The 24,317-nt window shown below is 73.1% G+C and carries 26 protein-coding genes; 19 read left to right on the top strand and 7 right to left on the bottom strand.

Going from position 1 to position 24,317, the window contains the following annotated elements; genetic code table 11:
- Positions 1-177 precede the first annotated feature (177 nt).
- Both HZF07_RS09360 and HZF07_RS09355 read left to right on the top strand, forming a co-directional pair.
- The gene (locus HZF07_RS09360; RefSeq protein ID WP_157341140.1) at positions 178-813 is read left to right on the top strand and encodes a DUF6758 family protein; all 636 of its coding nucleotides are present in this window, start codon (positions 178-180) and stop codon (positions 811-813) included.
- 20 nt (positions 814-833) lie between these two features.
- Positions 834-1,685, top strand: a complete 852-nt coding sequence (locus HZF07_RS09355) for a PHP domain-containing protein (RefSeq protein ID WP_157341138.1) — start codon at positions 834-836, stop codon at positions 1,683-1,685.
- On the opposite strand, the gene HZF07_RS09350 is transcribed toward HZF07_RS09355, so the two are convergent.
- Positions 1,654-2,415: an SDR family NAD(P)-dependent oxidoreductase gene (locus HZF07_RS09350; RefSeq protein WP_157341136.1), complete on the bottom strand. Its 762-nt coding sequence runs from the start codon at positions 2,413-2,415 to the stop codon at positions 1,654-1,656. The two genes, HZF07_RS09355 and HZF07_RS09350, sit on opposite strands and share 32 nt — an antisense overlap.
- 61 nt (positions 2,416-2,476) lie before the next feature.
- Here HZF07_RS09350 and HZF07_RS09345 point away from each other — a divergent pair, with 61 nt between their 5' ends.
- Together HZF07_RS09345 and HZF07_RS09340 are read left to right on the top strand one after the other, a co-directional pair.
- Positions 2,477-3,256, top strand: coding sequence for a ParA family protein (locus tag HZF07_RS09345; RefSeq protein WP_157341134.1), 780 nt, complete (start codon positions 2,477-2,479; stop codon positions 3,254-3,256).
- Entirely contained in the window at positions 3,253-3,897 is a 645-nt protein-coding gene (locus tag HZF07_RS09340; RefSeq protein ID WP_157341132.1) for a L,D-transpeptidase, read from the top strand. The genes HZF07_RS09345 and HZF07_RS09340 overlap by 4 nt, the downstream gene beginning before the upstream one ends.
- 24 nt (positions 3,898-3,921) lie before the next feature.
- Here HZF07_RS09340 and HZF07_RS09335 read toward each other — a convergent pair whose 3' ends face one another.
- Positions 3,922-5,451: a DEAD/DEAH box helicase gene (locus HZF07_RS09335; protein WP_396954804.1), complete on the bottom strand. Its 1,530-nt coding sequence runs from the start codon at positions 5,449-5,451 to the stop codon at positions 3,922-3,924.
- A gap of 69 nt (positions 5,452-5,520) precedes the next feature.
- Between HZF07_RS09335 and HZF07_RS09330 the strand changes: the two genes are divergently transcribed.
- Complete coding sequence (locus HZF07_RS09330; RefSeq protein WP_181644982.1) at positions 5,521-6,210, top strand: ferritin-like fold-containing protein; 690 nt, start codon at positions 5,521-5,523, stop codon at positions 6,208-6,210.
- On the opposite strand, the gene HZF07_RS09325 is transcribed toward HZF07_RS09330, so the two are convergent.
- Together HZF07_RS09325 and HZF07_RS09320 are read right to left on the bottom strand one after the other, a co-directional pair.
- Positions 6,207-6,446, bottom strand: a complete 240-nt coding sequence (locus tag HZF07_RS09325) for a DUF3107 domain-containing protein (protein WP_157341130.1) — start codon at positions 6,444-6,446, stop codon at positions 6,207-6,209. The genes HZF07_RS09330 and HZF07_RS09325 overlap by 4 nt on opposite strands.
- Positions 6,447-6,486: 40 nt before the next feature.
- Positions 6,487-7,074, bottom strand: coding sequence for a TetR/AcrR family transcriptional regulator (locus HZF07_RS09320; protein WP_157344903.1), 588 nt, complete (start codon positions 7,072-7,074; stop codon positions 6,487-6,489).
- Between the two features lie 198 nt (positions 7,075-7,272).
- On the opposite strand from HZF07_RS09320, the gene moeZ reads away from it, so the two are divergent.
- The 8 genes from moeZ to HZF07_RS09280 are packed head-to-tail and all read left to right on the top strand — an operon-like array spanning position 7,273 to position 13,725.
- The gene (gene moeZ, locus HZF07_RS09315; RefSeq protein ID WP_181644981.1) at positions 7,273-8,472 is read left to right on the top strand and encodes an adenylyltransferase/sulfurtransferase MoeZ; all 1,200 of its coding nucleotides are present in this window, start codon (positions 7,273-7,275) and stop codon (positions 8,470-8,472) included.
- 58 nt (positions 8,473-8,530) lie between these two features.
- The gene (locus HZF07_RS09310; RefSeq protein WP_157341128.1) at positions 8,531-9,409 is read left to right on the top strand and encodes a hypothetical protein; all 879 of its coding nucleotides are present in this window, start codon (positions 8,531-8,533) and stop codon (positions 9,407-9,409) included.
- A 16-nt stretch (positions 9,410-9,425) separates the two neighbouring features.
- On the top strand, positions 9,426-10,160 hold the full coding sequence (locus HZF07_RS09305) for a DUF4129 domain-containing protein (RefSeq protein ID WP_157341126.1): 735 nt from the start codon (positions 9,426-9,428) through the stop codon (positions 10,158-10,160).
- On the top strand, positions 10,157-10,630 hold the full coding sequence (locus HZF07_RS09300) for a hypothetical protein (RefSeq protein WP_157341124.1): 474 nt from the start codon (positions 10,157-10,159) through the stop codon (positions 10,628-10,630). Before HZF07_RS09305 ends, HZF07_RS09300 begins: the two co-directional genes overlap by 4 nt.
- Positions 10,627-11,601 carry an AAA family ATPase gene (locus HZF07_RS09295; protein ID WP_181644980.1) on the top strand — a complete coding sequence of 325 codons (975 nt, stop codon included), beginning with the start codon at positions 10,627-10,629 and terminating at the stop codon, positions 11,599-11,601. The genes HZF07_RS09300 and HZF07_RS09295 overlap by 4 nt, the downstream gene beginning before the upstream one ends.
- Positions 11,598-12,884 (top strand): DUF58 domain-containing protein, encoded by a 1,287-nt coding sequence (locus tag HZF07_RS09290; protein ID WP_157341122.1) that lies wholly within the window; start codon positions 11,598-11,600, stop codon positions 12,882-12,884. Before HZF07_RS09295 ends, HZF07_RS09290 begins: the two co-directional genes overlap by 4 nt.
- Entirely contained in the window at positions 12,881-13,405 is a 525-nt protein-coding gene (locus tag HZF07_RS09285) for a hypothetical protein (RefSeq protein ID WP_157341120.1), read from the top strand. The genes HZF07_RS09290 and HZF07_RS09285 overlap by 4 nt, the downstream gene beginning before the upstream one ends.
- Positions 13,402-13,725: an MGMT family protein gene (locus HZF07_RS09280; RefSeq protein WP_309504675.1), complete on the top strand. Its 324-nt coding sequence runs from the start codon at positions 13,402-13,404 to the stop codon at positions 13,723-13,725. Before HZF07_RS09285 ends, HZF07_RS09280 begins: the two co-directional genes overlap by 4 nt.
- On the opposite strand, the gene HZF07_RS24385 is transcribed toward HZF07_RS09280, so the two are convergent.
- The 3 genes from HZF07_RS24385 to HZF07_RS24380 are packed head-to-tail and all read right to left on the bottom strand — an operon-like array spanning position 13,688 to position 17,138.
- Positions 13,688-15,100, bottom strand: coding sequence for a YlbE family protein (locus tag HZF07_RS24385; RefSeq protein WP_181644979.1), 1,413 nt, complete (start codon positions 15,098-15,100; stop codon positions 13,688-13,690). The genes HZF07_RS09280 and HZF07_RS24385 overlap by 38 nt on opposite strands.
- The gene (locus tag HZF07_RS09270; protein ID WP_181644978.1) at positions 15,097-16,497 is read right to left on the bottom strand and encodes an FdrA family protein; all 1,401 of its coding nucleotides are present in this window, start codon (positions 16,495-16,497) and stop codon (positions 15,097-15,099) included. The genes HZF07_RS24385 and HZF07_RS09270 overlap by 4 nt, the downstream gene beginning before the upstream one ends.
- Positions 16,494-17,138 (bottom strand): oxamate carbamoyltransferase subunit AllH family protein, encoded by a 645-nt coding sequence (locus HZF07_RS24380; RefSeq protein WP_157341119.1) that lies wholly within the window; start codon positions 17,136-17,138, stop codon positions 16,494-16,496. Before HZF07_RS24380 ends, HZF07_RS09270 begins: the two co-directional genes overlap by 4 nt.
- Before the next feature lie 75 nt (positions 17,139-17,213).
- Between HZF07_RS24380 and HZF07_RS09260 the strand changes: the two genes are divergently transcribed.
- The 6 genes from HZF07_RS09260 (at position 17,214) to HZF07_RS09235 (ending at position 24,301) form a co-directional block, all read left to right on the top strand.
- The gene (locus HZF07_RS09260; RefSeq protein WP_198346373.1) at positions 17,214-18,440 is read left to right on the top strand and encodes a PucR family transcriptional regulator; all 1,227 of its coding nucleotides are present in this window, start codon (positions 17,214-17,216) and stop codon (positions 18,438-18,440) included.
- Positions 18,441-18,566: 126 nt separating this feature from the next.
- On the top strand, positions 18,567-19,946 hold the full coding sequence (locus tag HZF07_RS09255; RefSeq protein ID WP_198346372.1) for a uracil-xanthine permease family protein: 1,380 nt from the start codon (positions 18,567-18,569) through the stop codon (positions 19,944-19,946).
- Entirely contained in the window at positions 19,943-20,764 is an 822-nt protein-coding gene (locus HZF07_RS09250; RefSeq protein ID WP_181644976.1) for an FAD binding domain-containing protein, read from the top strand. The genes HZF07_RS09255 and HZF07_RS09250 overlap by 4 nt, the downstream gene beginning before the upstream one ends.
- On the top strand, positions 20,761-21,240 hold the full coding sequence (locus HZF07_RS09245) for a (2Fe-2S)-binding protein (protein ID WP_309504674.1): 480 nt from the start codon (positions 20,761-20,763) through the stop codon (positions 21,238-21,240). Before HZF07_RS09250 ends, HZF07_RS09245 begins: the two co-directional genes overlap by 4 nt.
- Entirely contained in the window at positions 21,237-23,654 is a 2,418-nt protein-coding gene (gene cutA / locus HZF07_RS09240) for an aerobic carbon-monoxide dehydrogenase large subunit (protein ID WP_157341117.1), read from the top strand. Before HZF07_RS09245 ends, cutA begins: the two co-directional genes overlap by 4 nt.
- Entirely contained in the window at positions 23,651-24,301 is a 651-nt protein-coding gene (locus HZF07_RS09235) for an SRPBCC family protein (RefSeq protein WP_157341109.1), read from the top strand. Before cutA ends, HZF07_RS09235 begins: the two co-directional genes overlap by 4 nt.
- Positions 24,302-24,317: the final 16 nt, after the last annotated feature.

The raw sequence follows: 24,317 nt of genomic DNA, 5'->3' as shown, positions 1-24,317 counted from the left end.
GCGCGTGACGTGTTTCAACGGAGATTCTGATCCACCTGGTAGATCAAGATCTCCGCTCCAGGTCGTCGGCCGGCCGGAAGCCGGGAAGCAGCGTCTGCCCGGGCCCGCCGCTCCCGCTTCGCTGCCTGTCGGTCCCAGGCCCTTGACGGGCGGCACTCGGATCCGCACCGTGGTCGCATGTCGCTGACGGCGGGCTGTGTGCGGTGCTCGGCGCCGGTGGTGGAGGCGGAGGGCGGATGGTCGTGCCCCGAGCACGGAGCCACCCCGCGCCTGTGGCGTGCGGACGAGGTGTCCTACGAGGCGTTCGCCGAGCACCTGCTGGCGGCGGGGTCGTTCCCGACCTACGTGCCGTGGCCGTTGAGCCCGGGGTGGGCGATCACCGACTTCGCCAACGTCTCCGCCGGTCCGGGGCGCACGGCGGCGTCGCTGACGTGCTCGTCGGGCACCAGCGAGCTCGACGGGCCGGTGGACGTCCTGGTGGTCGCCGAGGAGGCCGGCATCGGGCTGGGCGCGCGGTGCGCCGGGACCCGCTACACCGACCCCGGCGTCGAGATCAGCGACCGGAAGCCGTCGGCGAAGGTGCGGATCGGCAGCCAGCAGGTGAGCCTGTGGGACATCTCGACGAGCAGCGACGACGGGGAGTTCGACCGCTCGGTGCTGGCCGGGGAGGCCGCCGGTCGCTGGCTGTGGATCGTGCTGCGGCCGGCGTCCGCGCTGCTGCTCTTCCGCGACGACTGGATCCTGCGCGACGTCTCCGCGGCAGGCCCGCAGCTGGTGGAGCTGCCGTTCGGGGGTCATCGGCCCGGCTGGTGAGCCCACTAGGCTGGCCCCCGATGCGCATCGACCTGCACACGCACTCACGCGCCAGCGACGGCACCGACACCCCGGCCGAGCTGGTGCAGGCCGCGGTGCGGGCGGGGCTCGACGTCCTCGCGATCACCGACCACGACACGGCCGCGGGCTGGGCCGAGGCCGGCGCGGCCGCCGACGAGCTCGGCATCGAGCTGGTGCGCGGCATGGAGATCAGCACCCGGCACCACGGCCGCGGGGTGCACCTGCTGGCCTACGCGCCCGACCCCGCCCACCCGCCGCTGGCCACCGAGCTGGAGCGGGTGCTGGAGGGCCGGCAGGCGCGCGTCCCGACGATGGTCGCGCGGCTGCGTGCCCTGGGCATCGACATCACCGAGGACGACGTACGACGGGCCGCACCGGGGGCCGCCGCCTCAGGCCGCCCGCACGTCGCCGACGCCCTGGTGACGCTGGGGGTCGTGCCCGACCGGACGGCGGCGTTCGACCGCTACCTCGGCTGGGGGCGGCCCGCCCACGTCGACCGGTACGCCGCGCCCCTGGCCGACGCGATCGTCGCGGTGGCGGAGGCCGGCGGCGTCAGCGTGGTCGCGCACCCCTGGGGCCGGGGCGGTCTGGGCCGGCCGGACGAGGCGTCGTTCGCCGAGCTGCGCGACCTCGGCCTCAGCGGCATCGAGGTCGACCACCAGGACCACGACGCGACCACGCGCGACCGGCTGCGCGCGATCGCGCGCAACCTCGGGCTGGTGGTCACCGGGTCGAGCGACTACCACGGCTCCGGCAAGACCGACCACGACCTCGGCTGCAACACCACCGCGCCGGAGGAGTACGAGCGGCTGCTCGAGCTCACTTCCGCCCGAGCGACTGGAACCGCCTGAGCAGCCCGGTCGGCACCACGCGGACCGCGGTCGTGATCACCTTGTACTGACCGCCCGGGATCGAGAACGCCTTGCCCTTGGCGTGGTCCCTGAGCGCCGTCTTGACGAGGTCGTCGGCATCCAGCCACATGAAGTCCGGAGCGGACCCGCGCGAGACCTCCATCCGCTCGTGGAACTCGGTCTTCGTGAAGCCGGGGCACAGGCAGGTCACGGTGACCCCGCGCTCGGCGTACTCGTGGTGCGCCCACTCCGAGAACGAGTTCACCCACGCCTTCGCGGCGCTGTAGCTGCCGCGCGGCAGGAACGCCGCGACGCTGGAGACGTTGATGACCCCGCCGGCGCCGCGCTCCGACATCTGGCCGAGAGCGGCGTGGCTGAGCCGCATCACCGCGGTCACCAGCACCTCGAGCATCGCCTGCTCCTCGTCGACGGTGTTGTCGAGGAAGCGCTTCTTCAGCCCGAACCCGGCGTTGTTGACGAGGAGGTCGACGGGGCGCTCGGTCGCGGCCAGCCGCGCCTCGACCCGCGCCAGCTGCTCGCGATCGACCAGGTCCGCGGGGAGCACCTCGACATCGACGCCGTACGACGCCCGCAGCTCGGTCGCCTCGGACTCCAGCCGTGCCTCGTCGCGGGCGACCAGCACCAGGTCGTAGCCCTGGGCGGCGAGCTGGTGGGCGAAGGAGCGGCCGATGCCGGCGGTGGGACCCGTGACGAGAGCGGTCTTCGACATGGTCGACAGTGAAGCAGAGCCTGCGCGATCGCCGCCCGCCGGTCCGGCATGATGGGCCACGATGACCACCACGCTCGCGATCGCCAACCAGAAGGGCGGCGTCGCCAAGACGACCACCGTCGCCTCGCTCGGCGCCGCGCTCGCCGAGCTCGGCCACTCGGTGCTCCTCGTGGACCTCGATCCGCAGGCCTGCCTGACGTTCTCGCTCGGGATCGACCCCGAGGACCTCGAGGTCTCGATCCACCAGGTGCTGACGCAGGGCGTCGCCGCGGCCGAGGTCATCATCGCCACCGACGACGGCGTGGACCTGCTGCCGTCGACGATCGAGCTGGCCCGCGCCGAGGCCGAGCTGCTCACCCGCACGGGCCGCGAGCAGGCGCTCCGCGCGGTGCTCGAGGACCTCGCCGAGGGCGGCACCGCCTACGACTGGGTGCTGCTCGACTGCCCGCCCTCGCTCGGCGTGATGACGGTCGCCGCGCTGACCGCGGCCGACGCCGTGCTGATCCCGCTCCAGTGCGAGACGCTGTCGCACCGCGGCGTCGGGCAGCTGCTCGACACGGTCCACGACGTGCGGCGCTTCACCAACCGCGGGCTCGAGGTGTGGGGGGTGCTGCCCACCCTCTACGACGGCCGCACCAACCACGCCCGCGCGGTGCTGGAGACCATCGCCGAGACCTACGACCTCGACGTCGTCGAGCCGCCGATCCCGAAGACGATCAAGTTCGCCGAGGCTCCGGCGGCCGGCCGCTCGATCCTGGCCACCAGCCGGAGCAGCAAGGGCGCCAAGGCCTACCGGGAGGCGGCCGGCGCGCTGGTCGCCCGAGCGGGGCGCCGGGCGTGAGCAGGCACCGCGCGTCGGACGTCCGGCCTCGCTACGGCCGGCTCGCGGTCCTCGGCGTGTCGGTCGCGGTGACGCTGGTGGCGGTGCTGGGCTCGATGGGCGCGTTCCCGTCCGGCGGCGACCCCGCGCCGGCTGCGGCCGACATCGGGACGGTCGTGGAGTCGACGACGCCGTCGGCGACCCCGACGCCCTCTCCGACCCCGGTGGAGACACCGAGCGAGGCGGCCGACCCGACCGCGCTGCCGGCCGGGTCCGGGTCCGGCAAGCGGGTGGTCTTCAGCGAGGGAGCGCAGCGGGTCTGGCTGGTCGACGACGAGGAGGAGGTACGCCGTACGTATCTCGTCTCGGGCAGCGTGCTCGACAACCTCCAGCCCGGGACCTACGACGTCTACAGCAAGTCGCGCTGGGCGGTCGGCATCGACGACTCCGGGGTGATGGAGTACTTCGTCCGGTTCACGAAGGGCCCGTCCGGTGCGGCGATCGGCTTCCACACGATCCCGACCAAGCAGGGTGTGCCGCTGCAGTCCGAGGAGCAGCTGGGCACGCCGCAGTCGCACGGGTGCATCCGCCAGGACGAGTCGGACGCGATCGCCCTGTGGGACTTCGCGCCCGAGGGCACGGCGGTCGTCGTCACCGCCTGACCGGGGCCAGGCGGTGACGCTGGGTCACTCGGCCGCAGCGGCCGGCTTGTCGCCCGACGGGCGGCGCCGACGACGGTTGCGGCTGCGGCTGCCCGACGGCCGGTCGGACGTCTCGCCGTCCTGCTTCGCCGCGGGCACCGCGACGGCGTCGCCGCCCTCGGCAGCCACCGACTCGCCGGAGCGGGTGCGGGTGCGCTGCCGGTCGCGGTTGCGCGGCGCGCGGCTGCTCCGCTCGCCCTTGTCGCCCCGGTCGTCACGCGGCTTGCGCTCGACCGGAGCGGGGTCGACGATCCGGCCCTTGGTGCCCGGCGGGATGCCCTGGTCGTGGAAGAGGTGCTCGGAGCTCGAGTAGGTCTCGAGCGGCGCGTCGAACGGCAGGTCGAGGGCCTTGTTGATCATCTTCCAGCGGTGCAGGTCGGCCCAGTCGACCATCGTGATCGCGATGCCGGAGGCGCCCGCGCGGCCGGTGCGGCCGATGCGGTGGACGTAGGTCTTGTCGTCCTCGGGGCAGGTGTAGTTGATGACGTGCGAGACGCCGCGGACGTCGATGCCGCGGGCGGCGACGTCGGTCGCCACGAGCACCTGGATCTTGTCCTCGCGGAACTTGGTCAGCGCCTTCTCGCGCGCGACCTGCGCCATGTCGCCGTGGAGCGGGCTGGCCTTGAAGCCGCGCTCGACGAGGTCGTCGGCGACCCGCTGCGCCTGCCGCTTGGTGCGCGTGAAGACGATGATCTTCTCGACGTCCTCGGCCTGCAGGATGCGGCCGATGATCTCGGGCTTGTCGAGGTCGTGGCACTGGTAGATGAACTGCGCGGTCGCCGGGACCGTCGCGTTCTCGTAGGACGACTCGGCGCGGATGTTCATCGGGTGCCGCATGTGCATGCGGGCGAGCGCGACGATCGCCGACGGCATGGTCGCCGAGAACAGCATCGTCTGGCGGGTCTCGGGGGTCTTGCGCAGCAGGGTCTCGACGTCGGGCAGGAAGCCGAGGTCGAGCATCTCGTCGGCCTCGTCGAGCACGAGCGCGTGCACGTGGGAGATGTCGAGGACCTTGCGGTTGCACAGGTCGATGAGCCGGCCGGGGGTGCCGACGACGATGTCGACGCCGGACGCGAGCGCGTCGATCTGCTGGTCGTAGCCCACGCCGCCGTAGACGGTCAGGACGCGCAGGCCACGGTCGGCGCTGGCGAGCGCGAGGTCGCTGGAGACCTGGAGCGCGAGCTCACGGGTCGGGGCGACGATCAGCGCCTGGGGCTTGCCCTGCGGCATCTCGATGTAGTCGGGGTCCTTCGGCGCGACGCTGCGCTGCAGCACCGGGATGCCGAAGGCGAGCGTCTTGCCGGTGCCGGTGCGGGCCTGGCCGATGAGGTCGGTGCCCAGCAGCGCGACGGAGAGGGTCATCTCCTGGATGGCGAAGGGCGTGGTGATGCCGGCGCGCTCGAGCGCGTCACAAATCTCGGGGAGCACCCCGAGCTCTCGGAACGTCGTGATGGTCTTTGTCGCTTTCGTGAGATCTGCCGTCGGTGCGGCGGGCTCACAGCGCCTGCCGCGCACATACGCGGGTCCGCCCAGGAAGGTTGAGCGCGACCTCTGACCCGTTCACTGTATCGGTAGGGTGCGAGCGTGACCGCATCCACACCAGTCGCCTTCGAGGACCCTCAGTACCGCGAGGCGGTCGTGGACCTCCTCGGCGCGATCGCGTACGGCGAGATCTCCGCCTTCGAGCGGCTCGTCGAGGATGCCAAGCTCGCGCCGACCCTGGAGGACAAGGTCGCGATCGCGTCGATGGCCACCGCGGAGTTCGGCCACCTCGCGAAGCTGAACGCCCGGCTGACCGAGCTGGGCGCCGACCCGTTCGCTGCGATGGCGCCCTTCCAGGCCGCGATCGACCGCTTCCACGAGCACACGGCGCCCGCAGACTGGTACGAGGGGCTGATCAAGGCCTACGTCGGCGACGGGCTCGCCAACGACTTCTACCGCGAGATCGCCGCCTACCTGGACGCCGGCACCCGCGACCTGATCGTCGCCGCCCTCGAGGAGGCGGGTCACTCCGAGTTCGTCGTCGACCGGGTGCGGTCGGCGATCGCCGCCGACCCGCGGCTGGGCGGCCGGCTCGCGCTCTGGGGACGCCGGCTGATGGGGGAGGCGCTCACCCAGGCCCAGCGGGTCGCTGCCGACCGCGACTCCCTGACGGCGCTGCTCGCCGGCGGGATCGACCGGCCGGGCCTCGACCTGGCCGCGATCGGCCGGATGTTCACCCGGATCACCGAGCGGCACGCCGAGCGGATGGCCGAGCTCGGGCTCGACTCCTAGGAGCGGAAGCCGACCTGGCCGGCGGTGCCGTGCCCGAGCTCGACGTAGGCCAGCTTGGCGACCGGCACGATCAACCGGCGGCCCTTGATGTCCTTGAGCGTGAGCACGCCGTCGGCAGCGACCGCGTCGGCGATCTGCTTCTCGACCGTGTCCGGGGCGTCGTCGACGTCGATGGTCAGCTCACGGGCGGCGTTCTGGACGCCGATCTTGACCTCCACGAGGTCCTCCTTCGTCATGCTGCTTCTGGGCTGCGTGTGGGGTGGGCGAGTGCCGAGCTCAGTGCTCGTCGGTCTTGGGGTAGCCGCGGATGCCGCGCCACGCGAGGCCGGCGACCAGCGCCGTGGCGTCGGGCCGGCTGATCTGGCCCGGGTCCGAGAGCCAGAACCGGGCGCTGACCTGCGCCATTCCCACGAGCGAGACGGCGAGCAGCCGGGAGGCGTCGTCGGGCAGGCCGGTGTCGTCGTGGATCACGAAGGCGATCAGGGCGGCGCACTCGGTGGTGACCCGCTCGACGTGCTCGCGCACCGCCGGCTCGTTGGTCAGGTCGGACTCGAACACCAGGCGGAAGGCGCCGGTCTCGCTCGCGACGTACTCGTAGAAGACGTCGATGGTCGCGGCGACCCGCTGCTTGTTGTCGTTGGTCGAGTCGAGGGCGGCGCGGCAGTTGGCGATGATCGTGTCGCACGCCTGGTCGAGCAGCGCGAGGTAGAGGTCGAGCTTGCCGGGGAAGTGCTGGTAGAGCACGGGCTTGGAGACACCGGCCCGCTCGGCGATGTCGTCCATCGCCGCGGCGTGGTAGCCCTGGGCCACGAACACCTCGAGCGCGGACTCCATCAGCTGGGCGCGCCGCTCTCGCCGGGGCATCCGGGCGCCACGAGGTCGCACCGGTGCGTCGTACTGCTCTGCCGTCACGCCGCGAAGACTACCCGCCGGTCACCCGCGTCCGGATGACGGGACGCGGCGATCCGCGCTCCGGACGGCGGGGGAACATGGCAGGACCGGTCGTTGTTCGCAGGGACGAGACCACAGACCAGGCACAACCAGGCATGACAGGAGTACGCCGTGTCCTTTCCCGCGCTCGTGGAGCCCGCGGACGAGCTGACCATCGACGAGGTGCGTCGCTACAGCAGGCACCTGATCATCCCGGACGTGGGCATGACCGGTCAGAAGCGGCTCAAGAACGCCAAGGTGCTGGTCATCGGCGCAGGCGGCCTCGGCAGCCCCGCCCTGCTCTACCTCGCCGCCGCGGGCGTGCACACGCTCGGCATCGCGGAGTTCGACGAGGTCGACGAGTCGAACCTGCAGCGCCAGATCATCCACGGCCAGTCCGACGTCGGGAAGTCGAAGGCGCAGTCGGCCAAGGAGTCGATCGCGGAGACCAACCCCTACGTCAACGTGATCCTCCACGAGCAGCGACTCGACAACGACAACGTCATGGACGTGTTCCGGGGCTACGACCTCATCGTCGACGGCACCGACAACTTCGCGACGCGCTACATGGTCAACGACGCGGCGTACTTCCTCGGGATCCCCTACGTCTGGGGCTCGATCTACCGCTTCGACGGCCAGGCCTCGGTCTTCGCGCCGACGCTCGCCGACGACGCGCCGTGCTACCGCTGCCTCTACCCGGAGCCCCCGCCGCCGGGCATGGTCCCGAGCTGCGCCGAGGGCGGCGTGCTCGGCGTGCTCTGCGCGTCGATCGGGTCGATCCAGGTCAACGAGGCGATCAAGCTGCTCACCGGGATCGGCGAGCCGCTGGTCGGCAAGCTGATGATCTACGACGCCCTGGAGATGGAGTACCGCAAGCTGCGCGTCCGCAAGGACCCCAACTGCGCGCTGTGCGGCGACAACCCCACCGTCACCGGCCTGATCGACTACGAGACCTTCTGCGGCGCGATCTCCGACGACGCCGCCGAGGCCGCCGCCGGCTCGACGATCTCCGTCGTCCAGCTCGAGCACATGCTCAAGGAGCGCGAGGAGGGCACCCGCGACTTCGTCCTCGTGGACGTCCGCGAGCCCAACGAGTTCGAGATCAACCGGATCCCCGGCTCGATCCTCATCCCCAAGGGCGAGTTCCTCAACGGCTCCGCGCTGGAGAAGCTGCCCAGCGACAAGCAGGTCGTCATGCACTGCAAGTCGGGGGTCCGCTCGGCCGAGACGCTGGCGATCGTGAAGGGCGCCGGCTATGCCGACGCGGTGCACGTCGGGGGCGGCGTGGTCGCCTGGGTCAACCAGATCGACCCCTCGCAGCCGACGTACTGACCGACGCTCGGCCCTCCACCGGCGCGTAACCCGGCCGGTGGAGGGCCGTTGTCAGGTCATGAGCCTGACCCGATCCCAGCCTGCCTCCGTCCTCGCGGCGGTGACCGTCACGATCATGGCCGCCCTGCTGATGGTGGTCTCCCCGACGCCCGCCGAGTCGGCGCCGACGTGGGCCCCGGCCGACACCGCCGAGATCCACCCCGGCACGCAGATGTACACCGCGGGCGCCCAGTGCACCGGCAACTTCGTCTTCACCGACGCGGCCGCCAACGTCTACGTCGGGTACGCCGCCCACTGCGCCGGCACCGGCGAGGCGACCGACACCAACGGCTGCAACGTCGACTCCCTCCCGCTCGGCACCGCCGTCACCTTCAACGAGGGCGGCAGCCTGGTCAGCGAGGGCACCCAGGTCGGGTCGGGCACGCTCGCCTACTCGTCGTGGGACACGATGGACAAGGTCGGCGAGACCGACGCCAACACCTGCGCCTACAACGACCTCGCGCTCGTGAAGGTCGCCGCGGGTGACGTCGGCAAGGTCAACCCTTCGATCCCGTTCTGGGGTGGCCCGACCGGCATCGACACCGCCGGCACCGCCGCCGGCGATCGCGTCTGGACCTACGGCAACTCCAGCCTCCGCTTCGGCATCACCGCCCTCTCGCCGCACACCGGCATCAGCCTCGGCGACGACGCGGCCGACGGCGGCTGGTCGCACCCGCTCTACACCGTCACCCCCGGCGTGCCGGGTGACTCCGGCTCCGCGTTCCTGAGCGCGGACGGCACGGCGATCGGCGTGCTCTCCACGCTCGGCCTGGCCCCGCTGCCGGCCTCGAACAACATCGGCGACCTCGCCCACGAGCTCGCCTACGCCCAGCAGCACTCCGGCATCGCCGGGCTGCAGCTCGTCAACGGCACGGAGCCGTTCGACCCCGTCCTCTGACGGTAGGTTGCGGCGCATGACAGTGCGCCGCACCGGGAGCGTCGCGGTCGCCGCCGTCGTAGCGGCCGCGGCGCTCGTCGTCGCGCTGACGGCATGGGCGGCGACCAGCGGTCCCAACGGCGTGCTCACCGGCGAGGGCTTCGACCCGGCCGGCCCACCGAGCGCGGAGCCCACGGCCTCGGTCACGGCCACCAGCGACGACGTGCCGGTCGCCAATCCGCCGGGGACGGAGACCCACGAGTGGGTGCGCCTCGTGGCGCTGCTGCTCCAGATCGCGGTCATGCTGGCGGCCGCCTACCTGCTGCTGCGCTACGTGCTTCTGCCCGCGGGCCGCTGGGCGAGCTCTCGGGCCACGCAGCGCCGCCGCTACCGGGCCGAGGAGCGGGAGGCCGACGAGTTCGCGGTGCTCGCGCCGCCCGAAGCGGTCGCCCGCGAGATGGTGGCGGACGCCGCTGCGCAGCGCGACCTGCTGCTCGCCACCGCGTCGCCCGGCAACGCGGTGGTCGCGTGCTGGCAGCGGTTCGAGACCCAGGCCGAGGCCGCCGGCTTGGCCCGGCAGCCGTGGGAGACGTCCTCGGAGTACACGATGCGGGTGCTGGACCTCGTCGACGCCGACCAGCCCGCCGTCTCCCGGCTGGGCGCGCTCTACCGCGAGGCCCGCTTCTCCGAGCACGCGCTGACCGAGGAGCACCGGGCCGAGGCGGTCGCCGCGCTCGACGCGATCCACCGCACGATCGGCATCCCGGCATGACGCGCAGCCGCTGGTGGCGCCGGACGGCGGCGGGGGTCGTGCTCTTCGTGCTGCTCGAGGTCCTGCTGCGGCTCACCGGCGCCGGGCCGGAGCCGCTCCGGGTCGCGCTGCTCGTCGCGATGAGCATCGCGGTGCTCGGTGGCGCGCTGGACGCGCTGTCCGACCCGGCGCCGGCCTGGGACCTCGAGCCCGAGCGACCGTCGGTGCGCGCGGGAGGCGACGCCCGCCTCGCGGGGTACGTCGGCATCATCGACGCCCACCTGGCCAGCCGCACCGACGACCACGCGCTGCGCGAGCGGCTCCGGGTGCTCGCGGACCAGGTGCTCGACCAGCGCCACGGCGTACGCCGTGACGACCCCCGCGCCGCGGAGCTGCTCGGTCCCGAGCTCACCGCGGTGCTCACCGGACCCGTCCGCCGGCTCTCGCCGGCCGACATCGACCGCTGCCTGACCAGGATCGAGGAGCTGTGAACGACCAGATCTCTGTCGCCGAGGCCTCCGCGCTCGCCGCCCGCGTGCTCGACGAGGTCGAGAAGGCCGTCGTCGGCAAGCGCGACGCGCTGATGCAGGTGCTCGCCGCCGTGCTGGCCAAGGGCCACGTGCTGCTCGAGGACTACCCCGGACTGGGCAAGACGCTCGCGGCGCGGTCCTTCGCCCAGGCACTGGGGATCGAGTTCACCCGCGCCCAGTTCACCCCCGACCTGCTGCCGGCCGACCTCACCGGGTCGTTCGTCTACGACCAGCGACGCGGCGAGTTCGAGTTCCGGCGCGGCCCGCTCTTCACCGGCCTGCTGCTCGCCGACGAGGTCAACCGCACGCCCCCGAAGACCCAGGCCGCGCTGCTCGAGGCGATGCAGGAGCGGCAGGTGACGGTCGAGGGCGAGACGTTCCCGCTGCCCGCGCCGTTCCACGTGCTGGCCACCGCGAACCCGATCGAGTACGAGGGCACGTTCCCGCTGCCCGAGGCGCAGCTGGACCGCTTCCTGCTGCGGGTGAGCTTCGGCTACCCGTCCGCCGGCCAGGAGTTCGACGTGATCGCCCGGCGGCTGGAGCGCCGCCAGGAGGACGTCGTGCTCGAGCAGGTGACCGACGGGCGGGGGCTGCTCGCCATGCAGGCCGCCGTCGAGACCGTCACCGTGGACGAGAGCGTGGGCCGCTACTGCGTCGACCTCGCGGTGGCGACCCGCGAGCACGCCGACGTGCTGACCGGTGCCTCGCCGCGTGGGTCGCTCGGCCTGGTCCTGGCGGCGCGGGCGTTCGCGCTGCTCCGCGGCCGCGACTACGTCGTGCCCGAGGACGTCAAGGCGGTCGCCCGCTCCGTGCTCGCGCACCGGATCACCACCCGGCCCGAGCTCTGGATGACCGACGCGAGCGGACGGCGGGTCGTCGACGCCGTCCTCGGGAAGGTCCCGACGCCCGCCACGGTCGCGCACCACCGATGAACGGCTGGCGACCGACCGCGGCCCTGGGCCGGGCCCTCGTGCTCGGCTCGCTCGGTCTCGCCCTGGCGCTGGTCGCCGGCGAGCCGGGGCTGGTCGTGCTCGCCGCGCCCTTCGTCGTGCTCGCGGCCGTGGCGCTCGTGCACCGCCCGGGCACGACGCCGACCGTCGCCGCCGCCCTCGACCACCGCTCGCTGCCGGAGGGCCAGGGCACCACGTCGCGGCTCACCCTGACCCGGGTCGAGGACGTCGAGTACGTCGCCCGCTCGGCCGCGCGGCCGCCGCACCTCGCGCTGCGGCCCAGCCACGGCCAGGTCGGCCGCCTGCTCGGCGCCGACGGTCCGCCGGTGGTCGAGATCGGCGCGCAGCGGTGGGGCATCCGGATGGCCGGGGAGGAGAAGGTGGCGCTCTACGCACCGTGGGCGGGCTTCCGCTGCGGCCCGCTCCACCTGCCGGCCGACCCGCTGCGGGTGCTGCCGACGACCGCGCCCTACGACTCGCGAGCGGAGGCGCCGCAGCCGCTCGGGCTGGTCGGCGCCAACCGCTCGCAGCGCCCGGGAGCGGGCACCGAGCTCGCCGACATCCGGCCGTTCCAGGCCGGAGACCGGCTGCGCCGCATCAACTGGCGGGTCTCGCTGCGCACCGGCGACCTGCACGTCGTCAGCACCCGCGCGGAGGAGGACACCGGGGTGCTGCTGGTGGTCGACGCGCTCGCCGACCAGGGGGTGTCCGAGGGCGTCACCGGCGCGGCCAGCAGCATGGACCTCACCGTCCGGGCCGCCTCCGCGATCGCCGAGCACCACGTGCGGCGCGGTGACCGGGTGGCGCTCCGGGTGGTCGGCCGCGGCGCCGAGCAGGTGGGGTACGGCGCGGGCGCGCGGCACCTGCGCCGGCTCCGGGACCGGCTGGCGACCCTGCGGGTCGGCGAGCTCCCCGAGGCCGAGACGCTGACGCTCGGCGTGACCGGGGGCGCGGTCGTCATCGTCCTCTCGCCGATGCTCGCACCGTCGGTCGGGACGATCGTCGCGACACTGGTGCGGCGCGGCGTCTCGGTGCTGGTGGTCGACACCCTGCCGCCCGGGGCGGCGCCGGCGGTCGCCGAGGGGGCGGACCCGAAGGTGGCTGCGCTGGCCTGGCGGATGCGGCTGATCGAGCGGTCGGTCGTGCTCGACCGCCTGGGCAGCCTGGGCTGCCCCGTCGTGCCGTGGCACGGCCCGGGCACGCTCGACGACGTGCTGCGCCGGTTGGCCCGGCGGGCCCGGATGCCCCGGGTGGTGTCCCGGTGACGCCCGACTCGACCCCGCGCTCCCAGCTCGTGCTCCGCGCGCTGGTCTTCCTCGGCCCCGTCGTCGCGCTGGTCGCCACCGGTCCCGCGGGGCACGGGCCGCCGTGGTGGCTGGTCGTGCTGGTGGCCGTGCTCGCCGGCGCGGCCGCCGTCGCGCCCGACTCACCCGTCGGGGTCGGCGCCGGGCTGGTGGTGCTGGCCTGGTGGACGCTGTCGCTGCGCGACGGGATACCGGTCTCGGTCGCGGTGGCGGCCGTCGCGCTGACGGTCGGGCACCTGGCCGCGCTGCTCGCGTCGTACGGTCCCCGCGCGATGCCGCTTGACGCGCCGACCCTGCGGCTGTGGGCGCGGCGCGGAGCGCTCGTGCTGCTCACCGTGCCGGGCGCCTGGCTGCTCGCCCGGGTGGTGCGCGGTGAGCCCGAGCAGCCCGGGGTGTGGGTGGTCGCCCTCGCGGCCGCCTGCCTGGCGATCCTGGGCGCCACGGCCGCGATGGACGTGCCCGAGCCGAAGGAGCCCCGGTGAGCCTGGACCACGAGCAGTACGTCGAGCTGGTGCTCCAGTGCGTCGAGGCGGTCCCGCGCGGCCGCGTCACGACGTACGGCGCGGTCGCCGAGGTCGTCGGCGCCGTCGCCGGCGGCGGTGGCCCGCGGCTGGTCGGCTCGGTGATGGCCGGGCACGGCGCTCCGGTGCCGTGGTGGCGCGTGGTGCGGGCCGACGGCTCGCTGCCGCCCAGCCACCAGGGCGAGGCGCGCCAGGCCTACCTCGAGGAGGGCACCCCGCTGCGGCCCAACGGCAACGTGGACATCAAGCGGGCGTTCTGGCGTCCGCCCGACCTCGGCTGAGCTCGGCGAGCCGGGCGAGCGCCTTCGGGAAGATCTCGGCGGGAGGCGTGACGAGCCCGGCGCCGACCTGGCCGACACCGGCCACGCGACCGGCCATGCCGGTGTTGATCTGCGGCAGGATGCCGGTGCGGCACACCTTGGTGACATCGATGCCCGTGGGCGTGCCCTGGAACTCCAGCACCGGCACCGACCAGCGCGGGTTCTCGCCGAGCGTGATCTCGTGCATCCGCCGGGTGGTCGCCAGCGCGTCGGGCACCGAGCCGCCGACGAAGCGCACGATCGCCGGGGCCGTCGCCATCGCGAAGCCGCCGATGCCGGCGGTCTCGGTGATCGCCGAGTCGCCGATGTCGGGGTTGGCGTCGTCGGGGCCGTAGGAGCCGAGGTAGAGCCCGTCGGCCAGCTGGGCCGGGCCGGTGAACCACTCGTCGCCGGTGCCGGCGACCTGGATGCCGAAGTCGGTGCCGTTGCGGGCCATCGCGACGACCATCGTCGAGCCCTCGATGTCGCGCGCCGCGTCGAGCGCGAGCTTGCAGGCGGGCATCGCGAGGTTGAGGAAGAAGTGGTCGTTGCCGCCGATGAAGCGGAGCGCCTGGGCCACGTCCGCCGCGTCGAATCCCGAGGTGACCATCGCGGGGGAGAGGTCGCGCAGCAGCATCAGCGTGCCGGCCCGGTTGCGGTTGTGCGCCTCGTCGCCCATCTGCAGCATCTGGGTGAGGATGCCGGTGACGTCGACGTCGTCCGCCCCCCGCACGGCGGCCCGCAGCAGCGGACCGAGCACGTCGCCCATCCAGCGCAGCCGGGTGAGCACGTCGGGGGAGTAGGCGCCGTACCGCAGCACCTTGCCGAGGCCCTCGTTGAGCGAGCAGTAGGTGCGCCGGCCGGTCGCCTGGTCCTCGAGCACGAACATCCACATGCTCGGCGTGACGACGCCGGCCATCGGACCGACGGCGGAGCGGTGGTGGCACGGCTCGAGGGAGACCGACGTGCCGGCCTCGAAGAGCGGTACGGCGTCCTCGGGGTCGTCCACGAGTCCCTCGAGCGCGGCGCCGGCCATCAGCCCGCCGCGCAGCGGGCCGGAGGCGCGCTCCCACCCGATTGGCGGCCCGGCGTGCAGGAACTCGCCGCGTTGCAGGCCGAGCACCTCTGACGCCGGCGCGACGTCGACGAGGGTGGCCGTGACGTCGAGCATCGCGGCCAGCGCGCGCTCGTTGGCCTCCCGGCGCAGCGGGTCGGCGGCGACGGCGACGAGGTCGTCCTCGGTGCCGGTCATCGGCGGCCGCCAGTCGACCCGGGCGGCGGGCACCGCCTGGGCCTCGACGGCGTCGGCGAAGAGGTCGGCGCCGACGTTGACGACGGTGGACGGCGTGGCGGTCACTGGGGGCCTCCGACGAGCTCGAGCGCGCGCCTGGTGGCGGCGGCGTTGGACAGGTGCACCTCGGCGCCGGCCTCGGCGAGCGCCGTGACCTGGCGGGCGAGCCCCTGCGGGTCGGCGGCGGTGCCGACGACCGCGACGACGACCGGCTTGTCGATGCCGGCCAACACGGGCGCGAGGCCGGCGGCCGGGTCCGGCTCGGCGCCGTGGCCGAGCACCACGTCGAGCAGCAGCACGCCGGTCTCCGGGTCGGCCGCCGCCCGCGCGAGGTGGTCGAGCCGCAGCGACGGGTCGATCATCGGGTGCGCCCGGCCGGTCGTGTACTCGTCGTCGCCGAAGTCGACGAACGTGTTGCCCGGGCGGTCGGCGATCAGCTTCGCCTCGCTGGCGAGCGTGCCACCCACGAAGAGCCCGCGCACGGCACCGCTGCCCGGCTCCAGCGCGCGGGTGGAGACCACCGGCCACCGCGGCACCTCGCGGCCGAGCCGGCGCAGCACCGCCTCGGTCGCGGCGGTGAGGTCGGGCTGGCCAGGGCCGAGCAGCGCGTACTCGACCGGGGTCGACAGCGTGCCGGCGTACGCCCGGATCGCGGCGGCCACGTCGTCGGCCGGCGGCTTGGAGATCAGCACGATCAGCTCGACGGTCGGGTCCTCGTCGAGGCGGCGCATCGCCTCGCGGGTGGCGAGCCCGCCGACGTCGGCGGACAGGTCGCGGCCCCCGACGCCGAGGGCCGAGGTCACCCCGACGCCCGCGTGGTCGAGCAGCGCGAGCACCTGCTGGCAGCCGGTGCCGGACGCCGCCACGATGCCGACCGGGCCGGGGGAGACGACGTTGGCGAAGCCGAGGCCGAGGCCGCCGACGACGGCGGTGCCGCAGTCAGGCCCCATGACCAGCAGGCCCCGCTCGGCGGCGTACTGCTTGAGCGCCACCTCCTGGTCGACCGGCACGTTGTCGCTGAAGACCATCACGTCGCGGCCCGCCTCGAGCGCGTCCATCGCCTCGACGAACGCGCTGGCACCGGGCACCGAGACGAGCGCGAGGCCCTCGGGCGTACGGCGGAACGCGGCGCCGGTCGTGCGCGGCGGCGCGTGCTCGGTCGGCCCGCTGTCGCGGCGGTTGGCGTCGCGGAGCGCCTGGTCGACACCGCCCAGCGCCCCGGCGAGCGTGTCGGCGTCCTCGACCCGCAGCGCGACGACCAGGTCGTTGGGGGTGGCCTGGGCGGGCACGTCGAAGCCCATGCCCTCGAGCACCTCGACGTTGAGCGGCGTCGCCATCGCGACCTGCGCCGCCAGCACGCCGGGCAGCCCCTGCACGACCCGGCTGACCTGGAGCAGCGTCACGGAGTCGGCGTACGCGCCGGGTCGCAGCTCGACGTGGCCATGGGGGGACGGGGTGGTCATGCGGCGCCTTCCTGGGCGTCGAGGGCGAAGCGGGCGCCCTCGAGCAACCCGCGTCCGGAGGTGTGGCCGACCGCGACGAGGGCGTCGGCGCGCGAGGGGTCGGCGACCCACGCGGCGAACTCGGGGATCACCTCGCCGTGCATGGCGCAGTCGAGCAGGGTGGCGGAGAGGAGCGTGGTGCGGCCCAGGTGGGCACGGACGGCGGCGTCGGCCTCGGGGGTCTCGACCCCGGCCGCGCGGTGGATCGCGAGCCAGCCGCACAGCACGTCGTCGTCGTACGGCGTCAGCCCGTCTCCGCGGCCGACCATCTCGGCGACGACCCCGGGCAGCGGCGCCGGCCGGGACCACGTGGTGGCCAGGCGGGGCACGGAGACGTCGACGACCCGGCCGACGGCCAGCGGCTCGTCGTCGAGGTGCAGCACCCCGGCGTCGAGGTGGGCGGTGCGCGCCAGCGGGACGGCGTCGGTGCCGGTGCGCAGCGCGCAGGGGACCGCGGTCGCCCGGCGGGAGACCACCCCGACGCAGCTGCCCGCCACGTCCACGTAGACCGCGTCGCGGCCCCGGTGCAGGACCGGCAGCGGCCCGTCGGGCGCCGTGCGCAGCAGCGACTGCACGCGCGGGGGAGCGCCGACGGGGATCACTCCACCGACGCTAGCCGGGGCGATTACCGTTTGGGGATGTGAGGTCGTGCCAACGCGACCGGCGAAGGGGTGCAAGTGTTGACAAGCGGTGACCGCGAAGAGCTCGCCAGCGCGGCCCTGGCCCGCGTGGACGCGCTGCACACGGGCCTCACGCAGATCGTGCTCGAGGGCGGCGACCTCGGCGGCATCGCCGCCGAGCTCAGCCGGGTGCTCGAGGTCGGCGTGGCCTTCACGTCGACCGACGGGCGCGTCCAGGCCGCGGCCTTCACCCCGGACGTCGAGGAGGTGCTGGCGGCGCACGACCTCGTGGACCCCACCGGCCGGATCCGGGTGGAGCGCATCGACGGCGTCGTCGCGCACGCCAGCCGCGTGGCGGCCGGCGGCACGGACCTGGCGCGGCTGGTCTGCGTGCGCGCCGACGGCGCGGTGACCTCCGACGACGTGCACGCGCTGGAGCGCGCGGCGGCGGTCGCGGCCCTGCTCATCACCCGCGAGGAGGCCATCACCGCGGTCGAGAACAAGTACCAGGGCGACTTCCTGCGCGACCTGCTGCTGCGGCGCGCGGTGGACCCGGCGTACGTCGCGGAGCACGCCGCGACCTTCGGCTGGGACCTCGACCGGCCGGTCGTCGTGGTCGTCGCCGAGATCGATCCGTCCGACGAGCCCGCGTCGAGCGCCCAGCGCCGCCAGTGGCAGGAGCGGTTCTCGGCGGCCTGGCGGATGGTGGCGGCGTCGGTCGCACCGGACATCCCGACCGTCGACTTCTCCTCCGAGGTCGTCGCGCTGCTGCCCGACGGCGACCTCGTCGCCCGCGTGGTCCAGGCCGTCGCCGGCGACAAGGGCGGCGGTCGCCGGTCGTTCTCGGTCGGCGTGAGCCGGGTCGCCGAGTCGCTGGAGGACCTGCCGGCGGCGTACGCGCAGGCCCGGCGCGCGGTCGAGGTCGGCCGGCGGATCCGCGGCGGCGGCTCGACGACGTCGTTCGACCAGCTCGGGCTGCACCGGCTGATCGCGCTGATCCCCGACACGGCCGAGGGCGCGGGCGAGCTGCGGGCATTCGTCGAGGACGTGCTCGGGCCGCTGGCCGAGCACACCACGGAGGCCGCCGACCTGCGCGAGACCCTGCAGGTGCTGCTGGACACGAACTTCAACGTGGCCGAGGCCGCCAGGGTGCAGTTCTTCCACTACAACACGATGCGCTACCGGGTCTCCAAGCTGGAGCGGCTGCTCGGTCCGCTGTCCACCGACCCGCACCTGCGCCTCGACGTCGCTGTGGCACTCCGGGTGCTGGAGATCGCCGGCTGACGCGCCGCAACTCGTGCCAGTCGGCACGGCGTTCCTTCGGCATTTGTCGCCGTCGTAGGTGTGTCATGGCTCTCACTAGGTTGAGCAGGACTCGGGCCTGTCCTGACACCGAAAGGGTGTGCTGTCATGTCGATGTTCAAGTGGGATGTCGTCGATCCCAAGCCCGGCGAGGCCGTCGGTCCTCGCCAGCGCCTGCCATGGGGAAAGACCGTGGGCGTCGGTGCCCAGCACGTGGTCGCGATGTTCGGGGCCACGTTCGTGTTCCCGCTGGTCATGGGGCTGGATCCCAACCTCGCGATCATGTTCTCCGGTATCTGCACGATCCTGTTCCTGCTGGTCGTCAAGAACATGGTCCCGAGCTACCTCGGGACCAGCGCGTCCTTCGTCGCCGGTGTCGCGGCGATCCGTGCGCAGGGTGGCGACTCCGCCGACGTCACGGGCGCGATCCTGGTCTCGGGTCTCGTGCTCGCGGCGGTCGGCATCCTCGTCCACTTCGCGGGCTCGAGCGCGATCCACAAGGTGCTGCCGCCGGCCGTCACCGGTGCGGTCGTCATGCTGATCGGCTTCAACCTCGCTCCGGTCGTCGCGGGCATCTACTGGCCGCAGGACCAGTGGGTCGCGCTGCTCACCGCGGCGTTCATGGTGGTGGCAGCGACGCTGTTCCCGGGCTTCTGGGCCCGCATCGCGGTGCTGCTCGCCCTGGTGTTCGGCTTCCTGGTGTCGTGGCTCTTCGACGCGATCTTCGGGTCCATCAACTCGATCGTGCCCGCCCTGGGCGCCGAGGCGACCGACCACGACCGCATGTGGGCGTGGGACAACGTCAGCAAGGCGGACTGGATCGGGTTCCCGAGCGGCACCCTCGCCGACGGCGTGGACGTCGTCCACGGCCCGTCGTTCTCGATGACCTTCATCCTCCTGGTGCTCCCGGGCGTCATCGCGCTGATCGCCGAGAACACCGGTCACGTCAAGGCGGTCGCGGAGATGACCGGCGACGACCTGGACCCCTACATGGGCCGGGCGATCGCCGCGGACGGCATGGCGACGGCGCTCGCGAGCGCGTTCGGCGGCTCGCCGACCACGACGTACGCCGAGAACATCGGCGTCATGGGTGCGACCCGGGTCTACTCGACGGCGGCCTACTACGTCGCGGCGATCGTGGCGATCCTCCTCGGCCTCTGCCCGAAGTTCGGCGCGATCGTCAACGCCACCCCGGGCGGGGTGCTCGGCGGCATCACGATCGTGCTCTACGGCATGATCGGCCTGGTCGGCGCGAAGATCTGGGTCGAGAACGGCGTCGACTTCGGCAACCCGGTCAACCTGGTCGGCCTGGCCGGCGGCATGATCGCCGGCATCGGCGGCGTGACCCTGGAGATCACCGACGACTTCGAGCTGGGCGGCATCGCCCTCGGCACGATCCTGGTGATCGTCTTCTTCCACCTGGTCAACCGGGGCCACAACCGCACGGGCAGCCACCTGGGAGCCGATGAGGTGACCAAGGCGCTGTGAAGCCAGCACCGTTCGTCTATCGCCGGCCGGGGTCGCTCGCCGAAGCGGTGGCAGCCCTGGCCGGCGAGCCGAACGCCAAGGTGCTGGCCGGTGGCCAGAGCCTGGTGCCGCTGCTGTCGATGCGACTCGCCGCTCCGGCGATGCTCGTCGACATCAACGCGATCCCGGGCCTGGACACCATCACGGTCGAGGACGGCGGCGCGTCCGGTGTGAGAGTGGGTGCGCTCGCGCGGCACGCCGCCGTCCTGGCCTCCGACGACGTACGCCGGGTGCAGCCCCTGGTCACCCAGGCGCTCGCGCACGTCGCGCACGCCACGATCCGCAACCGCGGCACCACCGTCGGCTCGCTCGTCCACGCCGACGCCGCCGCCGAGATGCCGGTCGTGCTCACGCTGCTCGGCGGCTCCCTCGAGGTCGAGGGGCCGGCCGGACGCCGCACGATCCCCGCGTCCGAGCTCTACCTGGGTCCGCTCGAGTCGTCGCTCGCGCCGGACGAGATCGCGGTCTCGGCGTTCTTCCCCGGCCTGGCCACGGGGGCCGGGGTGGCGTTCCAGGAGATCGCCCGCCGGCACGGCGACTACGCGCTCGTCGGCGCGGCCGCGCTCGTCGAAGGCGAGAGCGTGAAGGTCGGCTACCTCTCGGTGTCCGACGTGCCGACCGTCGTCGACCTGTCGGGCGTGGACGACGCGGACCTCGGCGAGGCCGCGCTGGCGCAGCTGGAGCCCATGGACGACATCCACGCCACCGCGGCGTACCGCGCCCAGCTGGTGCGGGTGATCACCACGCGGGTGGTTCGATCGGCTCGGGAGGGCATGTGAGCGAGGAGTTGCACGACGTACGCCTCATGGTCAACGGCGCGACGCACGAGCTGCGGGTGCCCGCGCGCCGGCTGCTCTCCGACGCCCTGCGCCACGACCTGCGGCTGACCGGCACGCACGTCGGCTGCGAGCACGGCGTGTGCGGCGCCTGCACGGTCCTGGTCGACGGGGCGCCGATGCGCTCCTGCCTGATGTTCGCGGTCTCGGCCGAGGGCGCCGAGGTCACCACCGTCGAGGGGCTCGCCAACCCCGACGGCTCGCTGGGCCCGGTCCAGCAGGCGTTCGCCGAGTGCCACGGCCTCCAGTGCGGGTTCTGCACGCCGGGCTTCCTGACCACGATCACCGCCGGGCTGCGCGAGAACCCGACCCCGACGCACGAGGAGGCGCGCGAGATGGTCGCCGGCAACCTCTGCCGGTGCACCGGCTACCAGAACATCGTCAAGGCCGTCGAGCGCGCCGCGGAGCTGGGCTCATGACGACCAAGCTGATGGGACAGGCGGTCCAGCGGGTCGAGGACCAGCGCTTCCTGCGCGGCCTCGGCCGCTACGTCGACGACGTGGCCGTCGAGCAGGACGTGCTGCACGCCGCGGTGCTGCGCTCGCCGCACGCACACGCCCGGATCCTGGACATCGACGTCTCCGAGGTGCTCGACGTCGAGGGCGTGCACGCCGTCTACACCTACGACGACCTCGCGTCCTGCACGCCGCAGATGGCCGAGCCGCTGCCGCTGCTGATCCCGCACCCGTCGCTGACCCACGGCCGCACCCAGCACGCGCTGGCCAAGGACGAGGTCAACTACGTCGGCGAGGCGATCGCGTTCGTGGTCGCCGACGACCGCTACGTCGCGGAGGACGCCGTCGGCCGGATCCGGGTCGACTACGAGCTCCTGCCTCCCGTCGTCGGCGTCGAGGCGGCCCGGGCCGCTGCGGTGCTCGTGCACGACGACGTGCCCGGCAACGTCGCCGCCCGCATGGAGCAGTCGGTCGGCGACGCCCCGGCGGCGATCGCCGCGGCGCCGCACCGGCTCGCGCTCGACCTCACCGTCGAGCGCAGCGCGTGCATGCCGATGGAGGGCCGCGGCACCGTCGCCCGCTGGGACCCCGACCTCAACCGGCTCCAGGTGTGGACCTCCACGCAGAGCTCGACCGGCGTCCGGGCCGCCGTCGCGGTGAAGATGGGGCTCGACCTCGGCCAGGTCGACGTGATCACGCCCGACGTGGGCGGCGGCTTCGGTGTCAAGATCAACCACCCCTGGCCCGAGGAGCTGCTGGTCCCGATGGCCGCCCGCGCCCTGGGCCGCACGGTGAAGTTCACCGAGGACCGGCGTGAGCACTTCATCTCCTCGGCCCACGAGCGCGGGCAGGTGCAGCACATCGAGGTCGGCTTCGACGACGACGGCCGCCTCCACGGCCTCGACGTCGAGTTCTGGCACGACCACGGCGCGTTCATCCCCTACGGCCTGATCGTCCCGATCATCACCTCGACCCAGCTGCTCGGCCCCTACAAGCCGCAGAGCTACCGGGTGCGGTTCGAGTCGCTCTACACCAACACCGTGATGGTCACGCCGTACCGCGGCGCCGGGCGCCCCCAGGGCTGCTACGCGATGGAGCGGACGATGGACGCGATCGCGGACTACCTCGGCAAGGATCGGGCGGAGGTCAGGGCGGTGAACTTCATCCAGCCCGACGAGTTCCCCTTCGACCAGGGCCTGGTCTTCCAGGACGGCCGCGAGCTGGAGTACGACTCCGGCGACTACCCGGCGATGCTCGAGAAGACCAAGGCGCTGGTCGGCTGGGACGAGTTCCCGGCGTTCCGGGCCGAGATGGCCGCCGAGGGCCGGCAGGTCGGGATCGGCCTGGCCTGCTACGTCGAGGGCACCGGCGTCGGCCCCTACGAGGGCGCGCACGTGCACATCGAGACCAACGGCAAGGTCAAGGTCGCGACCGGCCTGACCACGCAGGGCCAGGGCCACGCCACGGTGTTCGCGCAGCTCGTGGCCGACGAGCTCGGGTGCTCCTTCGAGGACGTCGAGGTCGTCACGGGCGACACCCGCCGGATGCCGTACGCCGTGGGCACGTTCGCGTCCCGCGCCGCGGTGATGAGCGGCTCAGCGATCCACCTGGCGGCCAAGCGGGCCAAGGAGAAGGTGCTCAGGATCGCCGCGGAGGCGCTCGAGGCGGACGAGAAGGACCTCCAGATCGTCGACGGCGTCGTGTCGGTCAAGGGCTCGCCGGGCACCTCGATCGACCTGGGCACGGTGTCGGTGCTCTCGAACCCGCTTCGCTACGCCTTCGACGAGAAGTCCAAGGCCGCCACGCAGTTCTCGATCGGCGACCCGGGCAAGCCACCGGTGGCCGAGGACGACGAGCCGGGCCTGGAGGGCAAGGACTTCTACTCCCCGGAGCGCGCGACGTTCGCCTCCGGCATGCACGCGGTGATCGTCGAGACCGACCCCGAGACCGCCGAGATCACGATCCTGAAGTACGCCGTCGTCCACGACTGCGGCCACCTCATCAACCCGATGATCGTCGAGGGGCAGATCCACGGCGGGGTCGCGCAGGGCGTCGGCGGGGCGCTCTACGAGCGGATGGCCTACGACGAGTCCGGGCAGCTGCTCAACGCGTCGTTCATGGACTTCCTGATGCCCTACGTCACCGAGGTGCCCGACGGCATCGACATCGACCACCTCGAGACGCCGTCGCCGCTGAACCCCCTCGGCATCAAGGGCGCCGGCGAGGCGGGCGTGATCCCGTCGGCCGCTGTCTTCGCCGCGGCGGTCGAGGACGCCGAGCGCGGGCGCCTGCCAGACTTCACGATCCGGGCGATGCCGATCTCGCCGTCGGAGCTCTTCCACCTCCGCGAATCCCAGGGCCAGGAGCAGACCTCATGAAGATCATCGGTTCCAACCTCATCGAGTACCCCGTCGAGATGGTGTGGGAGTCGCTGCTCGACCCGCGGGTGCTCGTCGCGACGATCCCGGGGTGCGAGCGCCTGGTGCCGACCGGCGACAACGCCTACGACATGACCGTCACCGCGGGCGTCGCCGCCATCAAGGGCACCTACCAGGGCTCGTGCTCGCTGTCGGACCTCAAGGAGCACGAGTCGCTGGTGATGCGGCTGACCGGCGCCGGCGCGCCCGGCACGATCGACGCGACCGTGCAGGTCTACTTCGGCGAGGCCGACGCCGGTGTCACCAAGATCGACTACGAGGCCGACGCCGTCGTCGGCGGCATGGTCGGCGGGGTCGGCCAGCGGATGCTCACCAGCGTCTCCAAGCGGATGGCCGGGGAGTTCTTCGACAACGTCGCCGACGCGATCGGCCAGGGCGGCCCGAGCGGGGCCGTGCCCGGCCCGGACGGCCTCGTCCCGCAGCTGTCGGTCGTCGGTGACTCCGCCCCCGAGGTGCGTGGCCAGGTCTACACCGCCCCCGCCCGCGCGGCCGCCTCCTCCCGCGACGACTTCCTCAAGGGGATCGCCGTGGGTGCCGGTCTCGTGGTGCTCGGCGTCGTCGCTGGGCGGCTGTTCGGGCGGCGGTGATCGGGGGTGGCGGGCG

Source organism: Nocardioides agri, assembly GCF_013778305.1.
Taxonomy (GTDB): Bacteria; Actinomycetota; Actinomycetes; order Propionibacteriales; family Nocardioidaceae; genus Nocardioides; species Nocardioides agri.
Note: the sequence above shows the minus strand (reverse complement) of the source record. Positions and strands in the feature narration are given on the sequence as shown.

Excerpts from the sequence above, each read along its gene's own strand:
- HZF07_RS09360 (WP_157341140.1), top strand. The coding sequence starts at position 178 with ATGTCGCTGACGGCGGGCTGTGTGCGGTGCTCGGCGCCGGTGGTGGAG.
- HZF07_RS09355 (WP_157341138.1), top strand. The coding sequence starts at position 834 with ATGCGCATCGACCTGCACACGCACTCACGCGCCAGCGACGGCACCGAC.
- HZF07_RS09350 (WP_157341136.1), bottom strand. The coding sequence starts at position 2,415 with ATGTCGAAGACCGCTCTCGTCACGGGTCCCACCGCCGGCATCGGCCGC.
- HZF07_RS09345 (WP_157341134.1), top strand. The coding sequence starts at position 2,477 with ATGACCACCACGCTCGCGATCGCCAACCAGAAGGGCGGCGTCGCCAAG.
- HZF07_RS09325 (WP_157341130.1), bottom strand. The coding sequence starts at position 6,446 with ATGACGAAGGAGGACCTCGTGGAGGTCAAGATCGGCGTCCAGAACGCC.
- HZF07_RS09320 (WP_157344903.1), bottom strand. The coding sequence starts at position 7,074 with ATGCCCCGGCGAGAGCGGCGCGCCCAGCTGATGGAGTCCGCGCTCGAG.
- HZF07_RS09310 (WP_157341128.1), top strand. The coding sequence starts at position 8,531 with ATGAGCCTGACCCGATCCCAGCCTGCCTCCGTCCTCGCGGCGGTGACC.
- HZF07_RS09305 (WP_157341126.1), top strand. The coding sequence starts at position 9,426 with ATGACAGTGCGCCGCACCGGGAGCGTCGCGGTCGCCGCCGTCGTAGCG.
- HZF07_RS09300 (WP_157341124.1), top strand. The coding sequence starts at position 10,157 with ATGACGCGCAGCCGCTGGTGGCGCCGGACGGCGGCGGGGGTCGTGCTC.
- HZF07_RS09290 (WP_157341122.1), top strand. The coding sequence starts at position 11,598 with ATGAACGGCTGGCGACCGACCGCGGCCCTGGGCCGGGCCCTCGTGCTC.
- HZF07_RS09270 (WP_181644978.1), bottom strand. The coding sequence starts at position 16,497 with ATGACCACCCCGTCCCCCCATGGCCACGTCGAGCTGCGACCCGGCGCG.
- HZF07_RS09255 (WP_198346372.1), top strand. The coding sequence starts at position 18,567 with ATGTCGATGTTCAAGTGGGATGTCGTCGATCCCAAGCCCGGCGAGGCC.
- cutA (WP_157341117.1), top strand. The coding sequence starts at position 21,237 with ATGACGACCAAGCTGATGGGACAGGCGGTCCAGCGGGTCGAGGACCAG.
- HZF07_RS09235 (WP_157341109.1), top strand. The coding sequence starts at position 23,651 with ATGAAGATCATCGGTTCCAACCTCATCGAGTACCCCGTCGAGATGGTG.